15 protein-coding genes are annotated in these 21,559 nt (G+C 73.7%); 9 read left to right on the top strand and 6 right to left on the bottom strand.

The genetic code is table 11. The features are described from left to right. Positions 1 to 71: 71 nt before the first annotated feature. Both OU787_RS02560 and OU787_RS02555 read right to left on the bottom strand, forming a co-directional pair. Complete coding sequence (locus OU787_RS02560; protein ID WP_030464601.1) at positions 72 to 902, bottom strand: PP2C family protein-serine/threonine phosphatase; 831 nt, start codon at positions 900 to 902, stop codon at positions 72 to 74. A 221-nt stretch (positions 903 to 1,123) separates the two neighbouring features. Then, complete coding sequence (locus OU787_RS02555; protein ID WP_268658390.1) at positions 1,124 to 1,843, bottom strand: TetR/AcrR family transcriptional regulator; 720 nt, start codon at positions 1,841 to 1,843, stop codon at positions 1,124 to 1,126. 135 nt (positions 1,844 to 1,978) lie between these two features. Between OU787_RS02555 and OU787_RS02550 the strand changes: the two genes are divergently transcribed. The 8 genes from OU787_RS02550 to OU787_RS02515 all read left to right on the top strand — a co-directional run bounded on the left by OU787_RS02550 (position 1,979) and on the right by OU787_RS02515 (position 12,783). Then, positions 1,979 to 2,566, top strand: coding sequence for a flavodoxin family protein (locus OU787_RS02550; RefSeq protein WP_268658389.1), 588 nt, complete (start codon positions 1,979 to 1,981; stop codon positions 2,564 to 2,566). Positions 2,567 to 2,707: 141 nt separating this feature from the next. Further along, positions 2,708 to 3,697 (top strand): aldo/keto reductase, encoded by a 990-nt coding sequence (locus OU787_RS02545; protein ID WP_268658388.1) that lies wholly within the window; start codon positions 2,708 to 2,710, stop codon positions 3,695 to 3,697. A gap of 149 nt (positions 3,698 to 3,846) precedes the next feature. Next, positions 3,847 to 4,245, top strand: coding sequence for a trypco2 family protein (locus OU787_RS02540; RefSeq protein WP_268658387.1), 399 nt, complete (start codon positions 3,847 to 3,849; stop codon positions 4,243 to 4,245). An 11-nt stretch (positions 4,246 to 4,256) separates the two neighbouring features. Next, on the top strand, positions 4,257 to 5,036 hold the full coding sequence (locus OU787_RS02535; protein WP_268658386.1) for a trypsin-like peptidase domain-containing protein: 780 nt from the start codon (positions 4,257 to 4,259) through the stop codon (positions 5,034 to 5,036). Beyond that, complete coding sequence (locus tag OU787_RS02530) at positions 4,994 to 8,467, top strand: hypothetical protein (RefSeq protein ID WP_268658385.1); 3,474 nt, start codon at positions 4,994 to 4,996, stop codon at positions 8,465 to 8,467. Before OU787_RS02535 ends, OU787_RS02530 begins: the two co-directional genes overlap by 43 nt. A gap of 148 nt (positions 8,468 to 8,615) precedes the next feature. Beyond that, positions 8,616 to 8,978 (top strand): hypothetical protein, encoded by a 363-nt coding sequence (locus OU787_RS02525; RefSeq protein WP_268658384.1) that lies wholly within the window; start codon positions 8,616 to 8,618, stop codon positions 8,976 to 8,978. A gap of 35 nt (positions 8,979 to 9,013) precedes the next feature. Then, positions 9,014 to 9,940, top strand: a complete 927-nt coding sequence (locus tag OU787_RS02520; protein ID WP_268658383.1) for a class I SAM-dependent methyltransferase — start codon at positions 9,014 to 9,016, stop codon at positions 9,938 to 9,940. Between the two features lie 203 nt (positions 9,941 to 10,143). Next, positions 10,144 to 12,783 (top strand): glycosyl hydrolase, encoded by a 2,640-nt coding sequence (locus tag OU787_RS02515; RefSeq protein ID WP_268661789.1) that lies wholly within the window; start codon positions 10,144 to 10,146, stop codon positions 12,781 to 12,783. A gap of 112 nt (positions 12,784 to 12,895) precedes the next feature. On the opposite strand, the gene OU787_RS02510 is transcribed toward OU787_RS02515, so the two are convergent. Both OU787_RS02510 and OU787_RS02505 read right to left on the bottom strand, forming a co-directional pair. Beyond that, a complete protein-coding gene (locus tag OU787_RS02510; protein ID WP_268658382.1) occupies positions 12,896 to 14,113 on the bottom strand; it encodes a cation:proton antiporter in 1,218 nt (405 codons plus the stop codon). Positions 14,114 to 14,434: 321 nt separating this feature from the next. After that, positions 14,435 to 14,905 (bottom strand): cation:proton antiporter regulatory subunit, encoded by a 471-nt coding sequence (locus OU787_RS02505; RefSeq protein ID WP_268658381.1) that lies wholly within the window; start codon positions 14,903 to 14,905, stop codon positions 14,435 to 14,437. A gap of 439 nt (positions 14,906 to 15,344) precedes the next feature. On the opposite strand from OU787_RS02505, the gene OU787_RS02500 reads away from it, so the two are divergent. Further along, positions 15,345 to 17,954, top strand: a complete 2,610-nt coding sequence (locus tag OU787_RS02500; RefSeq protein ID WP_442788412.1) for a discoidin domain-containing protein — start codon at positions 15,345 to 15,347, stop codon at positions 17,952 to 17,954. 92 nt (positions 17,955 to 18,046) lie between these two features. Here OU787_RS02500 and OU787_RS02495 read toward each other — a convergent pair whose 3' ends face one another. Both OU787_RS02495 and OU787_RS02490 read right to left on the bottom strand, forming a co-directional pair. Continuing rightward, entirely contained in the window at positions 18,047 to 19,696 is a 1,650-nt protein-coding gene (locus tag OU787_RS02495) for an ABC-F family ATP-binding cassette domain-containing protein (protein WP_268658379.1), read from the bottom strand. Further along, positions 19,693 to 21,318, bottom strand: coding sequence for an ABC-F family ATP-binding cassette domain-containing protein (locus tag OU787_RS02490; protein WP_268658378.1), 1,626 nt, complete (start codon positions 21,316 to 21,318; stop codon positions 19,693 to 19,695). The genes OU787_RS02495 and OU787_RS02490 overlap by 4 nt, the downstream gene beginning before the upstream one ends. Positions 21,319 to 21,559 lie beyond the last annotated feature (241 nt).

The following is a 21,559-nucleotide window of genomic DNA, read 5'->3' as shown; positions in this document are numbered from 1 at the left end:
TGACACGCCCGGAGGGTCGGCCGGGTCGGCCAGGTCGGTCGGATCCGCCGGGTCGGCCGGATCCGCTGAGGTCACCCGCCGTGGCAGAGCACCAGGACGGCGGCGTCGTCCTGGTGCCCGGTGAGGTCGGCGACCTCCAGCACCCGGCCGGCCAGCTCCCCGGGCTCGGCGCCCACCCCCGCGCGCACCCGCCGCAGGACGTGCTCCAGCCCGGTGTCGAGCGAGAACGCGGGCCCTTCCACCACGCCGTCGGTCACCAGGACGACCGCCTCCGTTCCCGACAGGCGCCGCCGCGTCACCGGGTACACCTCGCCGGGTTCGATGCCGAGCGGCAGCCCCACCGCGTCGGGGTTCTCGGTGTCCTCGATCCCGGACCGGCCGTCGGCGCTGGCCCAGATCGCCGGGACGTGGCCGGCCCGGGCGACGGACAGTTCGTGGGTGGCGGGGTCGAAGCGCAGGAAGCAGCAGGTGGCGAAGAGGCCGTCGGGCAGGGACAGCAGCAGTTCGTTGGTCCGGGCCAGCACCTCGCCGGGGTCGCTCGCCGCGGTGGCCAGCGCCCGCAGGCCGATCCGGACCTGGCCCATGAACACGGCCGCCTCGACGTCGTGGCCCTGCACGTCGCCGATGGTCAGCCCGAGCGTTCCGTCCGGCAGCCGGAAGCCGTCGTACCAGTCGCCGCCGATGTCCAGGCCGTGGCGCGCGGGCGCGTACCGGGCGGCGGTCCGCAGCCCGGGCAGGCTCGGCAGCGCGGCCGGGAGGAACTCGCGCTGCAGCGCCATGGCGAGTTCGACCCGGGCCCGCTGCCGCTCGGCGTGCTCCAGCGCCCGGGCGGTGAGCTCGCCGAGCTTGCCCAGCAGCTCGTGCGCGTCGGCGGGGTGCGACGGGTGACGGCGACGGCTCACGGGCGGCTCCAGCACGGCCTCGGCTGACGGGCGGCGGGCGGCTGTCCTGCCACCGCGTGCGTCCATTGTCCCTTCACCCGATCGGACCCGCCCCCGCGGCCGCCGGCGCCTCCGGAGGCGGGGCGGGGAGGGGGACGGGAAAGCGGGACGGGGAAGCGGGCGGGACGGGGATGCGGCGAGCGCGAGGTGGCGGCCGTGCTCGTCCGGGTGGGCGGTCCGGGTCAGCCGGCCAGTTGTTGCAGCCATTCGCGGAGCAGGGCGGTCTCCGTGGCGCGCAGGGGGAGGCCGGGGTGCGCGGTCGGCGGTTCGGCGGTGAGTGCGGCGTCGAGGGCGAGGGCGCGCGAGGCCAGGTCCGGGGCGGTGGGGGCGGGGGAGTCGGTGGTGACGGAGGCGAGGACGGTGTCGCGCAGGCGGGCGGAGACGGTCAGGTCCCGGTGCGGGGGCTCTTCGCCGATCAGGGCCAGGGTGGCCCCGGTCGTCGCCGCGTGGATGACGCGGGTGGCCGGGGCCACCGGGATCCGCAGGCGGCCGGCGTCGGCCGCGCGGTTCAGCAGGGACACCAGCAGGGCGTGCGCCTCGTCCGCGGCCGGGGGGCGCCGTCCGGGCCGCACGGTGCCGTACATGAGCACGTAGAACGCGGGGTGGCGCAGCCCGAAGTCGACGTGCAGGTCCCAGCCGCGGTGGAGGTCGGCCACCGGGTCGTCGTCGGGGGCCAGTGCCAGGGCCTCCCGCTTCTCGGCCAGGTACGTCTCGAACCCGTAGGCGGCCAGCTCGGACAGCAGCCCGTCCTTGTCGTCGAACAGCCGGTACAGCGCCGGGGCGGTGATGCCCGCGGCCGCGGCGACGGCGCGGGTGGAGACCGCCTCGCTGCCGCCCTCCTCCAGGAGTCCGGCGGCCACCTGCAGCACCTGGCGCCGCGCGGCGCGTCGTTCCTCGCTCATGGAACGACGATATCGCATCTTGCGTATCGCCGTCTTAACGGTGTTACTGTTTTGACCGGAGCAGTGATCCGGGCCGATCGCGGCCACCGGCACGCCCATCGAACAGGCCGCCGTCGCGGCAGGAGAGGCACACCCATGTCCGACATCTCGATCGTCATCGCGTCGTACTCCGGCTACGGCCACACCGCGCAGATCGCCACGGCCGTGGCCGACGGCGCACGCTCCCTCGCCGGGACGCAGGTCCACCGGGTGGACGTCGGCTCCCTCGGCGACGCCGACTGGGAACTGCTGGACGCCGCGGACGCCATCGTCTTCGGCACCCCCACCTACATGGGCACCGCCTCCGGGGCCTTCCATGCCTTCGCCGAGGCCACCAGCAAGCGCTGGAGCGAGCGCGCCTGGAGCGACAAGCTCGCCGCGGGATTCACCAACTCCGGTTCCATGAGCGGCGACAAGCTGCACACCCTGCAGTACCTCTCGCTGCTGGCGGCCCAGCACGGAATGCTCTGGGTGAGCCTGAACCTCCTGCCGGGCTGGAACACCACCACCTCCGACCCCGAGGACGACAACCGCCTCGGCTTCTACCTCGGCGCCGGCGCGCAGAGCTTCAACGACACCCCCGCCGTCCACGACGCGGACCTGCGCACCGCCCGCCACCTCGGCCGGCGCGTCGCCGAGCAGACCCGCATCCACCGGGCCGGCCTGGCCGCCGCAGTCCGCTGACGCCGCGACGCGCCCGCAACCCACTCACTCACTCACTCACTCACCACCACACACCCTCCGGTGCCGCCCCGCCGCGCCCCCCTGCCCCGGCGGGCGGCCGGCGGCGGGGCGGCACCGGTCGTCCTCCCCGAGGAGTTCCTCATGCAGCACCGGACACTGGGAAGCCAGGGCCTGGAGGTCTCGGCGATCGGCTACGGCGCGATGGGCCTGACGATGGCCTACGGGCCCACCGACGAGGGGACCGCCCTCGCCGCCCTGCGCCGCGCCCACGAGCTGGGCGTCACCCTCTTCGACACCGCCGAGATGTACGGCGGGGGCACCGGGGCCAACGAAGCCCTGGTCGGCCGGGCGGTCAAGGGCTTCCGCGACGACGTGGTCCTGGCGACCAAGTTCGGCGTCGACATGTCGGTGCCCGCGGAGCGGATGGGCCGGGCCCTCGACAGCAGGCCCGACACCATCCGCCGGGCCGCCGACAACAGCCTGCGCCACCTCGGCGTCGACCACATCGACGTCCTCTACCAGCACCGCGTCGACCCCGCGGTGCCCGTCGAGGAAGTCGCGGGCACCGTCAAGGAGTTGATCGACGCGGGCAAGGTGAGGTACTTCGGCCTCAGCGAGGCCGGACCCGAGACGCTCCGCCGGGCGCACGCCGTGCAGCCGGTCTCCGTCCTGCAGACCGAGTACTCCCTGTTCGAACGGGACGTCGAGCAACTCCTCCCGGTCCTGGACGAGTTGGGCATCGGCCTGGTCGCCTACTCCCCGCTCGGCCGGGGGTTCATCACCGGCACCGCCGCACCCGCCGGCCGGTACCCGGTCGGCGACCTGCGCAACACCGACCCGCGCTGGCAGCCGGGCAACTTCGAGCGCAACGCCGAGTCCGTCTGCCGGCTCGCCGCACTCGCGGCGGCCAAGGGCGCCACCGTCGCCCAACTGGCCCTGGCCTGGCTCCTGTCCCGCGGCGAGCACCTCGTGCCGATCCCCGGCACCCGCGACCCGCGGCGCCTCGAGGAGAACCTCGGAGGCGCCGACCTCGTCCTCACCGGCGCCGACCTGGCGGCCGTCGACGAGATCCTGCCCCGGGGCGGTTACGGCGCCCGCTACACCGAAGGGCACCTGCCGACCTGGATCTGAGCGCGACGGGGGAGCAGCGGCTGCCGCCCCGGCCCCCGCCGAGCCCCCGGACCCCGCCGAGCTGCCGGCCCACAACTGCCGTTGTCGCCTGACACGGGGGCGTGCGGTGCGGGAAGATGACGGACCGGCAGGAAACGAAGGGGAGCACAGTGACCGATCCGTCCGAAACCATGGTGGGGCTGGCCGATGCGATCGAGGCGCTCCGGACGGAGCTGCTGAAGGCCTGGGGCGGCGGCGGGGTGCGCGCGCTGCGGTTCAAGCCGGCGCCGGTCGAGCTCACGGTGCAGGTGGCCGTCACGGACGCGAAGAAGGGGACGGCGGGGGTCAAGTGGTGGGTGGTGCAGGCCGGGGGAGAGCTGTCGCGGCAGTCCGTGGCCACCCAGACCCTCAAGCTGGTGCTCGAACCGGTCGCCTTCACGCCGGACGGGCAGCAGACCGAGTTCTTCGTCTCGGACGCCGACTCGGACTCGGACTCGGACTCGGACGCCGACGGCGGTGGCGACGGGCCGCCGGTCGGGCGGGAGCAGGCGCTGGGCGACCGTGAGTAGCGCGCCGGGCCATGCTGGAGACTGACCGGGTCGTCCTGCTCCGCTACGACGTCGACGGCGAGCCCCAGGTGGGGACCGGCCTGCGGGTTGGCGGGGAGACCGTCCTGACGGCGGACCACTGTGCGGGCGGGAGCAACCTGCGCGCCGTCCGGGACGGGCGCGAGTTCCCGGCCCAGGTGGTGGTCCGCACGCACCGCAGCGACGTGGACCTGGCCGTGCTGCGGGCGCCGGGCATCGGGGTCAAGGAGCCGATGGGGTTCGCCCGGGTCGACCGGAGCGTCGCCGGGTCGGTCCGCGACTGCCAGGCGGTCGGCTTCCCGCGCTGGAAGCGGGACGCGCGCAACGGGCGCACCACGGCCCAGCCGTGCGGCTGGGTCCCGACCGCGGAGGGCATCGCGGTGGGCGGGCCGGGCGACGCCCCGGTCGGCCTGCTGTCCTTCAAGATGTCCGGGCCCGAGATCCCGCTGCACCCCACCTCGGTGGGGACCCTCGGCGCGGGCAGCCCGTGGGGCGGCATGTCGGGCGCCGCCGTGGTCGGCTCCGGCCTGGTCATCGGCGTGGTGCGCAGCCACAACCTGTCCGAGGGCACCGGCTCGCTGACCCTGACCCCGGTGGACGCCATCGACCACCTGGCACCGGATACCAGGGACCGGATGTGGGCGGCCCTGGGCGTCCCGGACCCCGCCGCGCTCCCCGTCCTCCCCGGCCCGGACGGCGGCCCCCGGCACCCGCCGCGCCCGCCGCTGCCGTGCCCGCCGCCCGCTCCCGGGCCGGCGTGGTGCGGGACCTGACGGTCAAGTGGGTGCAGAGCGGCCCCCCGGTGGCCGTGCTGCAGGGGTTCTCCGGCGTCGGCAAGACCCGGGCCGCGCTGAAGATCAAGGACGCCCACCCCCGGCGCGGCTTCATCGACGTGGAACTCCCGGCGGGTGTCCACACCCTCGAACAGCTCCTGATCCTGGTCGGCGGGGCGTTCGCCGAAGCCGGGAAGCTCGGCGTGCTGCTCGGCACCGACCCGGTGCGGGACCTCGCGGACGGCCTCAGGGACGGGACGGTCCTGCTCCTCGACGACTTCCACCGCTGCTTCGTCGACGGCTCCGGCGCGCCCGCGCCCGAGGTCCAGCACCTGGTCAACGCGGTGGCGCGGCGGATCCACGGCACCGGCGGGCGGATCCTCCTGGTCGCGGACCAGGCCGCGGCCTTCCCGTGGATCACGGACGGCGACATCCACACCCTCCCCGGGATGAGCGAGGGCGAGGGCGTGGACTTCCTCGCCGAGACCCTGCGGCGCACGGGCGTGCCGAACGACCTCCCGCCCGACCGGACCGCCGAGATCGTCGGCTGGCTCGGCGGGAACCCGCGCGCCCTGCAGATCCTCGCGGGCTGCCTGCGGTCCGACAGCCTGGAGGACCTGATCGGACTCTCCCCCAAAGCGTGGGAACTCCAGGACCGCAACGTCTCCGAACCCTTCGCCCAGAGCCTCGAACGGGCCTTCCTGGACCGGTTCATCGGCCGCCTGGACGACACCTCGGCCACCCTCCTGCGCCGCGCCTCGGTGCACCGGACCTCCTTCACCAACGAGGCGCTCAAGGTGTCGCTCTGGGACGCCCCGGGGGAGTTCGACGCGGCGAAGCGGAAACTGACCTCCGGCTTCCTGGTCGAGAAGCGCAACGAGAAGCACTTCTCGATGAACCCGATCGCCAAGGAGATCTCGCTCCGGGCCCTCTCGGCCCACCGCGGCGAACTGGCCCGCGCGCACGCGGCCGTCGGCAAGTTCCACGCCCGCCACTTCAAGGCGAAGCGGATGGGAGCCCAGGGCAGCGACTTCCTGGAGGCCCGCTACCACCTCTTCGTCTCCGGCGAGACGGAGGAACTGGCGGTCGTGGCCAAGGCCTACGCCCTCCACCTGGACCGCGTCTACGGCCACAAGACGAAGATCGAGGAGGACCCGCGGGAGCGCGACGAGCTCATCGCCCTGCTGAGCGCCGCACTCGACGAGGCGAGCCCCTCCTGGCGGCTCCACCTGCACCTCGCCCTCCTGCTGGAGGCCCGGGCCCTGCCCGACGACCTGCCGGCCGCACTCGAACAGGTCGCCTGCGCGACCGCGTCCCCCAACGCCTCCAAGCGCGCCTGGGCGATGCGGATACGCCTGACCGACCAGCTCCGCGGCACCGACGCCGCCGTCGACGTGGCCGTCGAGGCCGAGGAGCGGCTGGCGGCCGACACCTCGAACCCGATCGAGATCCACCTCCTGCACGCCGAACTGCTGGCCCGCGACCCGTCCCGCCTCGACGAGGCCGTGCAACTGCTCAAGGCCGCCATCGCCCGCTCGGCCAAGCCCTCCCCGCTCGCGCCGCTCTACCAGGCCGCCGCCGAACTGCTCGGCCGGGACGAGTCGCGGGTGGGGGAAGCCGTCGAGCTGCTGCGGGAGGGGATCGGGAAGGTCCCGGTCCAGGGCAACCTGTTCTCGCTGTACCAGGCCGCCGCCGAACTGCTGGCGCGGGACGAGAGCCGGGTGGACGAGGCGGTCGAGCTGCTGCGGGAGGGGATCGGGAGGATCCCTGCCCAGGGCAACCTGTTCTCGCTGTACCAGGCCGCCGCGATGCTGCTGGGCCGGAACGGGGGCCGGGTGGAGGAGGCCGTGGTCCTGCTCCGCGAAGGGATCGCGAAGGTCCCCGCCCAGTACAGCCTGTTCTCGCTCTACCAGGCCGCGGCCGGGCTGCTGGCGCGGGACGAGTCCCGGGTGGGCGAGGCCGTCGAGCTGTTGCGGGAGGGGATCGGGAGGATTCCCGCCCAGTTCAGCCTGTTCTCGCTGTACCAGGCCGCGGCCGGGCTGCTGGGCCGGGACGAGTCGCGGGTGGGGGAGGCGGTCGAGCTGTTGCGGGAGGGGATCGGGAGGATTCCCGCGCAGTACAGCCTGTTCTCGCTGTACCAGGCCGCCGCCGAGTTGCTGGGTCGGGACGAGTCGCGGGTGGAGGAGGCGGTCGAGCTGCTGCGGGAGGGCATCGGGAAGGTCCCGGTCCAGGGCAACCTCTCCTCGCTGTACCAGGCCGCCGCCGAGTTGCTGGCGCGGGACGAGTCGCGGGTGGGGGAGGCGGTCGAGCTGTTGCGGGAGGGGATCGGGAGGATCCCCGCCCAGTACAGCCAGTACTCGCTGTACCAGGCTGCGGCCGAGTTGCTGGCGCGGGACGAGTCGCGGGTGGGGGAGGCGGTCGAGCTGTTGCGGGAGGGGATCGGGAGGATCCCCGCCCAGTACAGCCTGTTCTCGCTGTACCAGGCCGCGGCCGGCCTGCTGGGCCGGGACGAGGGCCGGGTGGACGAGGCGGTCGAACTGCTCCGTGAAGGCATCACCAGGGTTCCGGTGCAGGGCAACCTGTTCTCGCTGTACCAGGTGGCGGCGGAGCTGCTGGGCCGGGACGCGTCGCGGGTGGACGAGGCGGTCGAGCTGCTCCGCGAGGGCATCGAGAAGGTTCCGGCCCAGTACAGCCTGTTCTCGCTCTACCAGGCCGCCGCCGAACTGCTGGGCCGCGACCGGGAACGGGTGGAGGAGGCCGTCGAGCTGCTCCGCGAGGGCATCGGGAAGATCCCCGCGCAGTTCAGCCTGTTCTCGCTCTACCAGACCTGGGCGATCATCCTCGCGGCCTGCGGGGAGGAGCCGGCGGCCGTGGAGGTGCTGCTCGACGGGGTGTCCCACATCGGCTACCGGCAGGGCGCCTACCGGCTCGCCGAGGGCGCCGCGTTCGTGTCCGCCGGGATCGACGACGACTCCTCCGTGGAGCGGCTGCGGCAGACGCTGGCCGAGGGCGGGTACGACCGGCAGGTGCTGCTCATCGACCTGATCTCCGCGGAGAAGCAGGGCGACTGGGCGGAGGCGCTGCGGATCGCGCGGTCGGGGCAGGAACTGTACGGGACGACCGCCCCGTTCCTGAGCCAGGAGGTCATCTCGCTGGTGGCGCTGGGGCGGACCGCGGACGCGGTGTCCCGGGTCCGGGCGATGGGCCACACCCGGTCCGAGGACTCCGTCCGGTGGCTCCGCGGGTTCGTCCACGCCTGCGGCGGGGACGTCGAGGCGTGCCGCGCGGACATGCAACCCTGGACCGCCGGATCGGACCTCGACCTGGCCGCGGACCCGGTGGCCTTCTGCGTCGGCGTCTGGGACGACAGCCGGGTGACGTTCGGCAGCAGCCTGCGGTTCCACTTCCCCTTCCTGCCCCACGTGACCTGACCGCCCCACCCGACGCGTCTGACCCGCCTGTCCCACCTGACCTGGCTGACCCGCCTGACCCGGCTGACCCGCCTGACCCGGTTGCCCCGCGTGACCCGTTGACCGAACGCTCCGCCGCGCCCGCCCGTCGGAGCACTAGGCTCGGGGCATGTCGAATTCTGACGGGCTGCTCGTGGACATCGCCTCGATGGTGGAGTCCGAGCACAGCAACCAGATGTCCGTGACAGTGGTCGTCCCCGGTGCGGTGATCACCGGCAGGCTCGCCCCGGTGGCCCTGTGGTGGGAACGGGTGGCGGACGTCCTGCAATCCTCCGACCACCTGAAACCGTTCGCCGCCCTGTTCGCCCCGCCGCCCGGCGGCGCCCCGACCCCGCCCACCCACCTCCACCTGCACCGGGCGCGCATCCTGCAGGGCGACTTCGGCCTGCCGCACACCGGGGGCATGTACCGGATCGCCATCGAGGACATCAGCGCCTGGTCCGTCGGCGACCTCAGCTACTCCGACAGCTGACCGGCCCCCGGCGGGGCGGGTGTTGAATGGGGCCCATGGATTCCATGGGCCCCACCGCGGAGAACGCGCGCACGGCGAGCCGGACGGCAGTGCTGGTCTGCCAGGGCCGGGCCGCCGCGGACGGCCGGGCCGGCGGCGGGCGGTACGCCGACCCGGTGGCCGGACGGCTGCTGCGGGCCGACGAACGGGCCGTGGTCGACCGGGTGCGGGCGGGGACGCCCCCGCCGGGCTGGAAGGAACGCACCGGGTACGAGAGCGTCCGGGCCTGCGCCGAGATCGCGGTGCCCCGGACGGTGGCGATCGACGAGGCGCTGCGGGCCCACGCGAACGGCCAACTCGTCGTCCTCGGCGCCGGGTTGGACACCCGCGCCTGGCGGCTCGCCGCCCTCGCCGACACCGACGTGTGGGAGGTCGACCACCCCGCCTCGCAGCGGGACAAGCGGGACCGGCTGGCCGCCGCCGACCTCCGGCCGGCGGCCCGCTCGGTCCGCTTCACCCCGGTCGACTTCGCCGCCGACGCCCTCGGCCCGGCCCTGGACGCCGCCGGGCACGACCCCGCCGCCCCCACCACCTGGCTGTGGGAGGGCGTCGTCCCCTACCTCACCCGCGAACAGGTCCGCTCCACCCTGACCGCCCTCGCCGCCCGCACCGCGCCCGGCAGCGCACTCGTCCTCAACTACCAGGCCCCGTCGGCGAAAGCGGCCGCCGGACGGCTGCTCACCCGGCTGCTCGGCAACTCCGTCACCGCGGGCGAGCCCTGGCGCTCGCTGTGGCGGCCGGAACGGATCGCCGCCCTGCTCGCCGGGCACGGCCTGCGGACCGTCGCCGACCACGACCTGCTCACCCTCGCCCAGGACCTCGACACCCCGACCGGCAGCCGCGCCTCGCTGCGCTCCGGCCGGGTCGCCGTCGCCGTCACGGAAGCCGGCGCGGACGCGGGCGCGGGCGTCGAGCGCCCCTGAGCCGGCGGGCGGGTCGGCTTCCGTGTTTATCAACTCTCTTCACTGATTTGGTTTTTGGGCGTTCTTTACGCGCGCCCCCTTCTCCCCGGCAGGGGTCGGCCGCGAAGCTGTCGGACTGATCCACCGCGGCGCGCGATCGGCGCGCCCGGATTCCCGGGGAGGGACACCGCACCGTGCCCAACAGGCATCGACGTCAGCTGTTCATGTGCACCGTCGCACTGACCGCGCTCGGCCTGACCACCAGTCAGGCCGTCGCCGCCCCCGCACCCGAGCCCCGCCCCCGGCAGGCGGGCCACCTGGCCGAGATCGGCCACCAGCACGCCCGGAAGGTCACCGCCGGCACGTTCGCGGCGAAGGCCGCCGGCGAGGACGGGGGCGACGAGGCCGAGAACTCCGCCGAGTCCACCGAGCAGTTCACCGAGGCCCGCACCGCGCCCGGCGTGGTCGCACCCGGCGCGTACGGCGCCGCCTGGGCCCAGCTGCAGTCGATGCCGCGCACCGCGGGCTCCTGGGACCACGTCACCGACAAGCCGTACAACAGCGACGACCCGCGCTACCGCGACGTCAACTCCAACTCCAGCGGCGGCTCCGGCAACGTCACCGGCCGGATCACCGGCATCGCCGCCGACGACGACGGCTACGTGTACGCGGGCGGCGCCAACGGCGGCGTCTTCCGCTCCCGCACCGGCGGCGGCCACTGGCAGTCGATCTCCGACAAGCTGCCCTCGCTGTCCACCGGCGCGCTCGGCCTCGACGGCGGCGGGCGGCTCTGGTACGCCACCGGCGAGTCCAACACCGGCGCGACCGCGTACGTCGGCACCGGCGTGTACCTGCTCGCCGACCCGAAGCACGGCGAGTTCACCCCCGGCACGCGGGTCGGCGGCGCCGAGCTGGAGTCCACCACGATCCACGCCCTGCGCTTCGCCGGGGACAAGGTGTGGGCGGCCACCAGCCGCGGCGTGTGGTCCCACTCCACCGCCGACCTGTCCGGCCCGTGGACCCTGGAGTTCGCGCCGAACCCGAGCTACCTGCCCGGCGGCGCCGACGCGAAGGACCCCGGCGCCCCGTACAAGAACATCGCCAACGACATCGCCGTCGACCCGAAGGACCCGTCCAAGGTCCTGCTCGCGGTCGGCTGGCGCAGCGGCGACACCTACAACGGCTTCTACGCCAAGGCCGCGGACGGCAGCTGGCAGCGCGTCGCCTCGCTCGGCGACCTGCCCACCGGTGCCGGGGACGTCGGGAACGTCACCTTCGCCCGCTCCACGGACGGCTCGCGCTACTACGCGGTCGACCAGTCGCCCACCAAGCAGGCCACCGACCCGGACAGCGGCCTGCAGGGCGTCTACGTCTCCAAGTCCGGCTCCCCGTTCGGCCCGTGGACGCTGATCGCCGACAAGGACAAGCTCAAGGGCTCCGGCTCGGCCCTCCAGGACGCCGGCTACCAGCCCGGCATCCAGTCCTGGTACAACCAGTTCCTCCAGGTCGACCCGAACAACGCCGACCACGTCTACCTGGGCCTGGAAGAGGTCTTCGAGACCGGCGACGGCGGCGCCGCCTGGCACACCCCCGGCCCGTACTGGAACTTCGGCTTCCCCTGCTGGTCGATCGACCCGGCCAAGCAGACCGGCGACTGCTCGCCCACCACGCACTCCGACCAGCACGCCGTCGCCGTCGGCAGCTACCACGGCCGGAGCAGCGTCTACGTCGGCAACGACGGCGGCATCTACAGCCGCCCGGTCGACGGCACGCTGGACTCCGGCGGCCACGCCGCGGACTGGAAGTCCCTCAACGACGGCACCATCGACACCCTGCAGTACTACTCGGTCGGCGTCGGCGCCGACCCCGCCGGGCACGGCGTGGTCGTCAGCGGCGGCCTCCAGGACAACGGCGAGTCCGTCCTGCGCGCCCGCGACAAGGTGATGGGCTCCGACTTCGGCGGCGACGGCGCGGACACCATCGTCGACCCGGCCAACGGCTGCAACATCGCCGAGGAGTACGTCTACCTCGACATGTGGGTGACCAACAACTGCGCCGTCAACGACGGCTCCTGGTCCACCGACCCGGCCAAGGCCACCTCCTACGAGGTCGCCCCGCCCGACAAGGCGGCCGCCGCCGCCCGCTTCATCGCGCCGATCACCTCCGACGCGAAGAACCCCGCCACCTGGGTCGCCGGCGGCCGGCACGTCTGGGTGCAGAACAAGGGCTTCGCGATCCGCAGCGGCAGCGAGTGGACCAGCGCCTTCGACCTGGGCGCCGGCCACGTCGCCACCGCCGTCGCCTCCTCCGGCGGCACCGTCTACGCCGGCTGGTGCGGCCCCTGCAACAACCAGGGCTTCACCCGCGGCATCGCCACCGGCAACGCCGACGGCACCGGCTGGCACCAGCTGAACCTGCCCGTCGACGGCACCCTGCCCAACCGGTACGTCTCCTCCTTCGCCGTCGACCCGGCCGACGCCCAGCACGTCCTGGTCTCCTTCTCCGGCTTCTCCCGGACCTGGACCGAGGGCCCCGGCGCGGGCATCGGCCACGTCTTCGAGAGCCGTGACGGCGGCGCCACCTGGACGGACGTCTCCGCCAACCTGCCCGACGTCCCCGCCGACACGCTGCGCCTGCTGCCGGACGGCGGCCTCGCCCTGGGCACCGACCTGGCGGCGTTCCACCGCGCTCCGGGCGCCGCGGACTGGAAGGTCCTCGGCACCGGCCTGCCCACCACCACGGTGATGCAGCTGAAGACCGGCCCGGACGGCAAGCTCTACGCCGCCACCCACGGCCGCGGCATCTGGTCCTTCGACCCGCGCCGCCTCGGCGGTGTCCACCACCGGGACGGGCAGGACGACTGATCCCCCGTCACCGACCGGTGCCCGGCCTGATCGATCGACCAGGCCGGGCACCGGCGTTCCCGCCACCCGCGCGGGCCGGGCACCGGCGTTCCGGCGGGGAGGCGGCGGGGCGTCAGACGTGGACGCCCGGCTCCTCGGCGAGGGGCTGCGGCTCGGCCGGGGCGGCGGCGTCGTCGCGGCGGCGGGTGAGGCGGGCGGCGATCGGCTCGGTCCAGCGGGCCGCGAGCGGGCCGATGACGACCAGCAGCAGCACGTACGCGGTGGCGAGCGGGCCCAGCGACGGCTCGATGCCCGCGGTGACGGCCAGTCCGGCGATGACGATGGAGAACTCGCCGCGGGCGACCAGCGCGCCGCCCGCCCGCCAGCGGGCCTTGACGGCGATGCCGGCCCGGCGGGCCGCCCAGTAGCCGGTGGCGATCTTGGTGAGGGCGGTGACCACGGCCAGTGCCAGGGCGGGCAGCAGCACCGGCGGGATGCTGGCGGGGTTGGTGTTGAGGCCGAAGAAGACGAAGAAGACGGCCGCGAACAGGTCGCGCAGCGGGCTGAGCAGGGTGTGCGCGCCCTCGGCGGCCTCACCGGACAGCGCGATGCCGACCAGGAACGCGCCGACGGCCGCCGAGACCTGGAGCTTCTGGGCGATGCCCGCCACCAGCAGGGTCAGGCCGAGCACCACCAGCAGCAGCTTCTCCGGGTCGTCGTGCGACACGAACCGGGAGATCAGCCGCCCGTAGCGGAGCGCGACGAACAGCACCGCACCGGCGGTGGCCAGCGCGACGGCCAGGGTGACGCTGCCGACCAGCAGCCCGGCCCCGGCCAGCAGGGCGGTCAGGATCGGCAGGTAGACGGCCATCGCCAGGTCCTCCAGCACCAGGATGCTGAGGATCACCGGGGTCTCCCGGTTGCCGAGCCGCCCCAGGTCGCCGAGCACCTTGGCGATGACGCCCGAGGAGGAGATCCAGGTGACGCCGGCCAGCACGACGGCGGCGACCGGCCCCCAGCCGAGCAGCAGGGCCATCGCGGCCCCGGGCAGCGCGTTGAACGCGAAGTCGACCAGGCCGGCCGGGTACTGGCTCTTCAGGTTGGTGACCAGGTCGGCCGCGGTGTACTCGAGGCCGAGCATCAGCAGCAGCAGGATCACCCCGATCTCGGCGCCGGTGGCGACGAACTCCTCGCTGGCACTGAGCGGCAGCAGCCCGCCGTGTCCGAACGCGAGGCCGCCGAGCAGGTAGAGCGGGATGGGGGAGAGGCCGTAGCGGGAGCCTATCCGGCCGAGCAGCCCCAGGGTGAGGATGATCGCGCCGAGCTCGATGAAGATCGTGGCGGTGTGCAAGCGTTCACCTTTTCTCTTTCGGGATGCTCCGGCCTGGCGGGCTGGGAGGAGTGGGTGCCTGGTTGGTGGCCGCGGGGCGGCGGGCCGGTTTTCGGCGGTTCCGGCCCGGGTCGTCGTCGGCGGCGGCTCTCGGCAGGTTCGGTGCGTGCATCTCCGGTACTCGTTCCGTTCGGGTCCGACGGCCGGTCAGCGGGCTGCGCCGGCGCGGACGTTCGGGCGTGCGTGGGTGGATCCGCCGATCCGGTCGTCGCGGCTCACCCGCAACGGGTTCCGGATCCGGCGGGTGCGGCCGGGATTCCCGCGGCTCGACGCGGGAGGACGTCATTCCCGTCCGAGGACGGCGGCGGCGGCGTCGACGCCCTCGCGGGTGCCGATCAGGATCAGGGTGTCCCCGCCGGCCAGCCGGAAGTCCGGGGCGGGGGAGGGGACGGCGCCGGTGCGGCGCAGGACGGCGACGATGGAGACGCCGGTCTCGGTGCGCATCCGGGTGTCGCCGAGGGCGCGGCCGTTCCAGTACGAGGAGCCGGACAGCTCGATCCGTTCGGCGACCAGGCCGAGGCCGGAGGTGTGCAGCAGGTTGGGGCTGTGGTGGGTCGGGGTCAGGGCGTCGACGAGCGCGGCGGTCTCACCCTCCGTCAGGTGCAGCGAGTGGGCGCAGGCGTCCGGGTCCTCGCGGCGGTAGGTGTTGAGGGTACGGGTGCCGTCGCGGTGGGCGATCACCGAGAGGTGCTGGTGCTCCCTGGTGGTCAGGTCGTACTGCACGCCGATGCCGGGCAGCGGGGTCGATTGCATGCGTGAGACGGGCACGGGGCATCCCTTCGGGCGCAGGACGTAGTTGGGTCGTCCCACCTTTTCAGAGGCGGGCCCGCGGCCGTAAGGGTCAACCAAAGGTAAAGACATTCCCAAGAGGGTGACCTTGCCCACGCCGGGTCGGTCGCCCGGCGGCCCCGGGGGTGCGCCCGGGGTGGCCGCCTGCGGGCCCTCGCATGCCTGCTCGGGAGAGCGCTCTCCTTGCCCGGTCCAGCGAAATCGAGATGTTGGCGTCAGGGTCTCGGCTTTTCTCTCGCCATGAACTAACCTGATGCGGCAGCGTTTCACCCAGGTGAAGCCGCGGTTTCGTGCCGACCCCACAGAAGGCGCGATCCCCGACCCGGCCTGCCCTGGGGCGCTGACCGGAGAGCGCTCTCCGTTGTTTTCCCTACCCCACCCACCGCTCACAGCAGGAGGAGCCATGCGGCTCGCCCCTCCCCCTCCCGGTGCCCCCCTGCGCCGGACGCCTGCCGTACTCGCCGCCGCGGCCCTGGTCGCGGGTGCCGTCATGACGATCCCGGGCACCGCGCAGGCCGCGGACTCGCTGATCTCCCAGGGCAAGGCGGTCACCGCCTCGTCCACCGAGAACGGCGGCACCCCGGCCACCGCCGCCGTCGACGGCGACTTCGGGACCCGCTGGTCCTCCGCGGCCTCCGACCAGCAGTGGCTGCAGGTCGACCTGGGCTCGGTCTCCACCATCAGCAAGGTGCAGCTGAACTGGGAGGCCGCGTACGGCAAGGCGTACCAGATCCAGACGTCCAACGACGGGACCACCTGGACGACGATCTACTCCACCACCACCGGCGCCGGCGGCACCGAGGTGCTGAACGTCTCCGGCTCCGGCCGCTACGTGCGGATGAACGGCATCACCCGCGGCACCGGCTACGGCTACTCCCTGTGGGAGTTCCAGGTGTACGGCACCCTCGGCGGCACCCCCACCGGCACCCCGTCCACCCCGTCGGGCTCGACCTGCTCCACCGACAACGCCGCCCAGGGCAAGGCCGCCACCGCCTCCTCCACCGAGAACGGCGGCACCCCCGCCTCCTCCGCGGTCGACGGGAACCTCGGCACCCGCTGGTCCTCGGCCGCCGCCGACCCGCAGTGGCTGCAGGTCGACCTCGGCTCCGTGCAGCAGCTGTGCCAGGTCGACCTCAAGTGGGAGGCCGCGTACGGCAAGGCGTACCAGATCCAGGCGTCCAGCGACGGCAGCACCTGGGCGACGATCTACTCCACCACCACCGGCGCCGGCGGCAACGAGACGCTCAACGTCTCCGGCTCCGGCCGCTATGTGCGGATGTACGGCACCCAGCGCGCCACCAACTACGGCTACTCGCTGTGGGAGATGGGCGTGCACACCGGCAGCGGCGGCTCCACCACCCCGCCGGTGCAGGGTGGCGGCGACCTCGGCCCGAACGTGCTGGTCTTCGACCCGTCCACGCCGAACATCCAGGCCACGGTCGACGCCGTCTTCAAGAAGCAGGAGTCGAACCAGTTCGGCAGCGACCGCTACGCGCTGCTGTTCAAGCCGGGCACGTACAACAACATCAACGCCCAGATCGGCTTCTACACCTCGATCGCGGGCCTGGGCCTGAACCCGGACGACACCACCTTCAACGGCGACGTCACCGTCGACGCGGGCTGGTTCAACGGCAACGCCACCCAGAACTTCTGGCGCTCCGCCGAGAACCTGCACCTCAAGCCGGTCAGCGGCACCGACCGCTGGGCCGTCTCGCAGGCCGCCCCGTTCCGCCGGATGCACGTCGAGGGCGGCCTCAACCTGGCCCCGAACGGCTACGGCTGGGCCTCCGGCGGCTACATCGCCGACTCGAAGATCGACGGCCAGGTCGGCAACTACTCGCAGCAGCAGTGGTACACCCGGGACAGCTCCATCGGCGGCTTCTCCAACGGCGTGTGGAACCAGACCTTCTCCGGCGTCCAGGGCGCTCCCGCCCAGGGCTTCCCGAACCCGCCGTACACCACGCTCGACACCACCCCCGTCTCGCAGGAGAAGCCGTTCCTGTACCTGGACGGCAACGACTACAAGGTGTTCGTGCCCGCCAAGCGCACCAACGCCCGCGGCACCTCCTGGGGCAGCGGCGCCCCGCAGGGCACCTCGCTGCCGCTCAGCCAGTTCTACGTGGTGAAGGACGGCGCGACCGCCGCGAGCATCAACCAGGCTCTCGCCCAGGGCCTCAACCTGCTCTTCACCCCCGGCGTCTACCACGTCGACCAGTCCATCAACATCACCCGCCCGGACACCGTGGTGCTCGGCCTCGGCCTCGCCACCGTCGTCCCGGACAACGGCGTGACCGCGGTCAAGGTCGCCGACGTCGACGGCGTCAAGGTCTCCGGCCTGCTGCTGGACGCCGGCACCGTCAACTCCCAGGCCCTGCTCCAGGTCGGCAACGACACCCCGGGCGCGAACCACGCGGCCGACCCGATCGTCATCCAGGACGTCTTCGTCCGGGTCGGCGGCGCCGGCGCCGGCAAGACCACCAACGGCATGGTGATCAACAGCAACAACACGATCGTCGACCACACCTGGATCTGGCGCGCCGACCACGGCGCGGGCGTCGGCTGGGAGACCAACCGCTCCGACTACGGCTTCGTCGTCGGCGGCAACGACGTCCTCGCCACCGGCCTGTTCGTCGAGCACTTCAACAAGTACGACGTGTGGTGGAAGGGCAACGGCGGCCGGACGATCTTCTTCCAGAACGAGATCGCCTACGACGCGCCCAACCAGGCCGCGATCCAGAACGGCAGCACGAAGGGCTACGCCGCCTACAAGGTCGAGGACAACGTCACCACCCACGAGGGCTGGGGCCTGGGCAGCTACTGCTACTTCAACGTCGACCCGACCATCGTGATGGACCACGGCTTCGAGGTCCCGAACGCGCCCGGCGTCAAGCTGCACGACGTCCTGGTCAACTCGCTCGGCGGCAACGGCCAGTTCCTGCACGTGGTCAACAACACCGGCGCCGGGACCTCCGGCACCGGGACCGTCCCCTCCAACCTGGTCTCCTACCCGTAACCACCGGTAGCGCGACCAGCGCCGAAACCGGCGGCCACCGCCCCCATGCCCGGGGCGGTGGCCGCCACCTCCGTGTGCGGGGCCGCCACCGCTCACTCCCGGGGGCCGCCGCCGGGCAGCGTCAACTCCCGCCCCCGCCAACGGCGGCGCAGCCAGCGGTCGTGCCCCGCCAGCACCACCGCGCCCGGGCCGCCGGAGCCGATCGCCTCCTCCAACTCGTCGCACAGCAGCGGCGAGAGGTGGTTGGTCGGCTCGTCCAGCAGCAGGAGCCGGGGCGGGCGGGCCACCAGCAGGGCCAGCGCGAGCCGGCGGCGCTGGCCCACCGACAGCGCCCCGACCGGGCGGTCCAGGTCGGCCGCCGCCAGCAGGCCGAGCGCCGACAGCGGCACCCGCTCCGCCGGCTCCGGTCCCAGCGCGAGCGCGTAGGTCTCGCGGGCGGTGCGGTCCGGACGCGCGAACACGGTGTCCTGGGCGAGCAGGCCCACCGTCAGGCCCGGCCGCCGCCGCACCTCGCCCACCGCCGGGTCCAGCCGCCCGGCCAGCACCGCCAGCAGCGTCGACTTGCCCGTCCCGTTCCCGCCCGTCACCAACAGCCGTTCGGTGCAGCCGAGTTGCAGCGAGACCGGGGCCAGCCGCCCGGGAACGCCGACCCCGTGCAGGGAGAGCAGCGGGGCGGACGGGTCCGGGGAGGCGGGTTCCGGGGCGGACGGTTCCGGGGCGGGCGGGGTGAAGCGCAGCGGGACGGGCGGCTCGGCGACCCGGGTGCGCTCCAGTTCGGCCAGTCGGCGGGAGGCGTCGCGCACCCGGCGGGAGACCTGCTGCTGCACCCGGCCCGCCCGGTGCCCGTAGCCCATCTTCTCGTTGTCGGTGCGCCCCCGGTCCGGCGCCACCCGGTGTGCGGTCACCCCCGCCGTGTGCTCCAACTCCGCGATCTCCTGCCGCTCTTCGGCGTGCCGGCGCTCCCAGCGGCCGCGGGCGGCCCGCTTCGCCGCCAGGTAGGCGAGGTAGCCGCCGCCGAAGCGCACCGGCCCGTCCGCCGCCGGGTCCAGGTCGACCAGGTCGGTGCAGACCGCCTCCAGGAACGCCCGGTCGTGGCTGGCCACCACCACCGCGCCCGGCAGCGAACGGAGTTGGGCCTCCAGGAAGGCGGACCCGGCGTCGTCCAGGTGGTTGGTCGGCTCGTCCAGCAGCACCGCCGAGGGGCGGCGCACCAGCAGCGCCGCCAGTGCCAGCCGGCCGCGCTGCCCGCCGGAGAGCGAGCCGAGCGTGCGCTCCGGCCCGACGGCGGACAGCCCCAGGCCGTCCAGCGCCAGCGCCGCCCGGCGGTCGGCGTCCCAGGAGCCGCGGTCCTCGGCCTGCTCCAACCGGTGCCCGTACTGCGCCAACAGGCCGGGCAGGGACGGGTGTTGCTCGGGCAGGGCGGCCAACTCGGCGCCCAGCCGCTCCAGTTCGGCGAGGTCCGCACGGGCCTCGCGCAGCGCCTCGGCCAGCACCGAGGCGACGTCCGCGGCCGGGTCGAACGGCAACTCCTGGTGCAGGAAGCCGAGATCGGCCGGCCGGACGACGCTCCCGGCCTCCGGCTCGTCGACCCCGGCCAGCACCCGCAGCAGCGTCGACTTGCCGCAGCCGTTCTCGCCGATCAGCCCGATCCGGCGGCCCGGCGCGGCCGTCAGCGACAGCCCGTCGAGCACCCGGCGGCCGCCCAGGACGCGGACCAGGTCGTGGGCGATCAGCGCCGTCACGCCGCCACCTCCGTCAACCGGCCGTCCGCCAGCCGCAGCCGGCGCCCCACCCCGATCTCCGCCAGGAACCGCTCGTCGTGGCTGACCACCACGAACGCCCCCCGGTACGCGTTCAGCGCGCTCTCCAACTGGCCCACGCCCACCAGGTCCAGGTTGTTGGTCGGCTCGTCCAGCAGCAGCAACTGCGGCGCCGGCTCCGCGCACAGCACGCACGCCAGCGTCGCCCGCAGCCGCTCGCCGCCCGACAGCACCCGCACCGGCAGGTGCGCCCCCGCGCCCCGGAACAGGAACCGGGCCAGCAGGTTCATCCGCTCCGCCTCCGGCCGCTCCGGCGCGGACCGGGCGAAGTTCTCCGCCACCGACAGCCCCTTGTCCAGCAGGTCCAGGCGCTGCGACAGGTACGCGATCCGGCCCTCGCCGCGCCGCAACTCCCCGCCCTCCGGCGCCAGATCGCCGCTGACCAGCCGCATCAGCGTGGTCTTCCCGGCGCCGTTCGGCCCGGTCAGCGCGATCCGCTCCGGCCCCCGCACGATCAGGTCCGCGCCGTCCGGCCCGAACACCTCCGTGCCCCCGAGCCGGGCCCGCATCCCCTCGCCGTGGAACAGCGTCCGCCCCGCCGGGACCTGGGTGTCCGGCAGTTCCAGGCTCAGCCGCTGCTCCTCGCGCACCGCCCGCCCGGCCTCGTCCAGCCGGGCCCGCGCCTCGTCCACCCGCGCCGCGTGCACCTGCCCCGAACGGCCCGCGGACTCCTGCGCGCCGCGCTTCATGGTGCCCGCGAAGATCTTCGGCAGGCCCGCGTTCTTCAGGTTCTTCGCCGCGTTGCTCGCCCGCCGGTCGGCCCGCTCCCGGGCCTGCTGCAGTTCGCGCTTCTCCCGCTTCAACTGCTGCTCGGCGTTGCGGACATTGCGCTCGGCGACCTCCCGCTCCGCCCGCACCGCCTCCTGGTACGCGGTGAAGTCGCCCCCGTACAGCCGCAGTTCACCGCCGTCCAGCTCGGCGATCCGGTCCATCCGGTCCAGCAGCGCGCGGTCGTGGCTGACCAGCAGCAGCGAGCCGTTGAACTCGGAGAGCACGTCGTACAGGCGGTGCCGGGCCGCCGCGTCCAGGTTGTTGGTCGGCTCGTCCAGCAGCAACACGTCCGGGCGGCGCAGCAGTTGGGCCGCCAGGCCGAGCGAGACCACCTGGCCGCCGCTGAGCGTGCCCAGGTCGCGGTCCAGCGCGAGGGCGCCCAGGCCCAGGCGGTCCAGCTGGGCGCGGGTGCGCTCCTCGATGTCCCAGTCGTCGCCGATCACCGCGAAGTGCTCCTCGGCGACGTCGCCCGACTCGACGGCGTCCAGCGCCCGGATCACCCCGTCGACGCCCAGCACCTGCGCGACGCTGAGCCCCGCCGTCAACGGCAGGCTCTGCGGCAGGTACCCGAGCGTCCCGGAGATCGTCAACGACCCGGCGGCGGGCCGCAGTTCACCCGCGATCAGCCGCAGCAGGGTGGACTTGCCGGAACCGTTCGGCGCGACCAGGCCGGTGCGGCCCGGCGGCACGCTGAACGACAGGTCGTGGAAGACCGGGGTGTCGTCCGGCCAGGAGAAGGACAGGTGGGAGCAGACGACGGCGACGTCGGACACGGTGGGACCTCGAATGGCACCGGGGGCAGCGCACGGCCCGGCAGGCTCCGGAGGGGCCCCGGGAGGTACCGGAGGGGTGCCGCGGAGCCGGGGGAACGGCGGACTGCCCGAGAGACGGGTGGGAGGGAGAAGAAGGGAACGACGAAACGGACCACTCCGGCGGCGCCTCGTGCACCGGCCCGGTGGCCGTCAGGTCCGGGTCTCACCCGGAGATGTCGTCGTCACCCGCCACGTCTGTCCC

The organism is Kitasatospora sp. YST-16 (assembly GCF_026802215.1).
GTDB classification, from domain to species: Bacteria; Actinomycetota; Actinomycetes; order Streptomycetales; family Streptomycetaceae; genus Kitasatospora; species Kitasatospora cineracea.
The sequence above is the reverse complement of the archived record's forward strand: the minus strand, read 5'-3'. Positions and strand labels throughout refer to the sequence as shown.

Excerpts from the sequence above, each read along its gene's own strand:
- OU787_RS02555 (WP_268658390.1), bottom strand. The coding sequence starts at position 1,843 with ATGAGCGAGGAACGACGCGCCGCGCGGCGCCAGGTGCTGCAGGTGGCC.
- OU787_RS02550 (WP_268658389.1), top strand. The coding sequence starts at position 1,979 with ATGTCCGACATCTCGATCGTCATCGCGTCGTACTCCGGCTACGGCCAC.
- OU787_RS02545 (WP_268658388.1), top strand. The coding sequence starts at position 2,708 with ATGCAGCACCGGACACTGGGAAGCCAGGGCCTGGAGGTCTCGGCGATC.
- OU787_RS02535 (WP_268658386.1), top strand. The coding sequence starts at position 4,257 with ATGCTGGAGACTGACCGGGTCGTCCTGCTCCGCTACGACGTCGACGGC.
- OU787_RS02525 (WP_268658384.1), top strand. The coding sequence starts at position 8,616 with ATGTCGAATTCTGACGGGCTGCTCGTGGACATCGCCTCGATGGTGGAG.
- OU787_RS02520 (WP_268658383.1), top strand. The coding sequence starts at position 9,014 with ATGGATTCCATGGGCCCCACCGCGGAGAACGCGCGCACGGCGAGCCGG.
- OU787_RS02515 (WP_268661789.1), top strand. The coding sequence starts at position 10,144 with ATGTGCACCGTCGCACTGACCGCGCTCGGCCTGACCACCAGTCAGGCC.
- OU787_RS02505 (WP_268658381.1), bottom strand. The coding sequence starts at position 14,905 with ATGCAATCGACCCCGCTGCCCGGCATCGGCGTGCAGTACGACCTGACC.
- OU787_RS02500 (WP_442788412.1), top strand. The coding sequence starts at position 15,345 with ATGCGGCTCGCCCCTCCCCCTCCCGGTGCCCCCCTGCGCCGGACGCCT.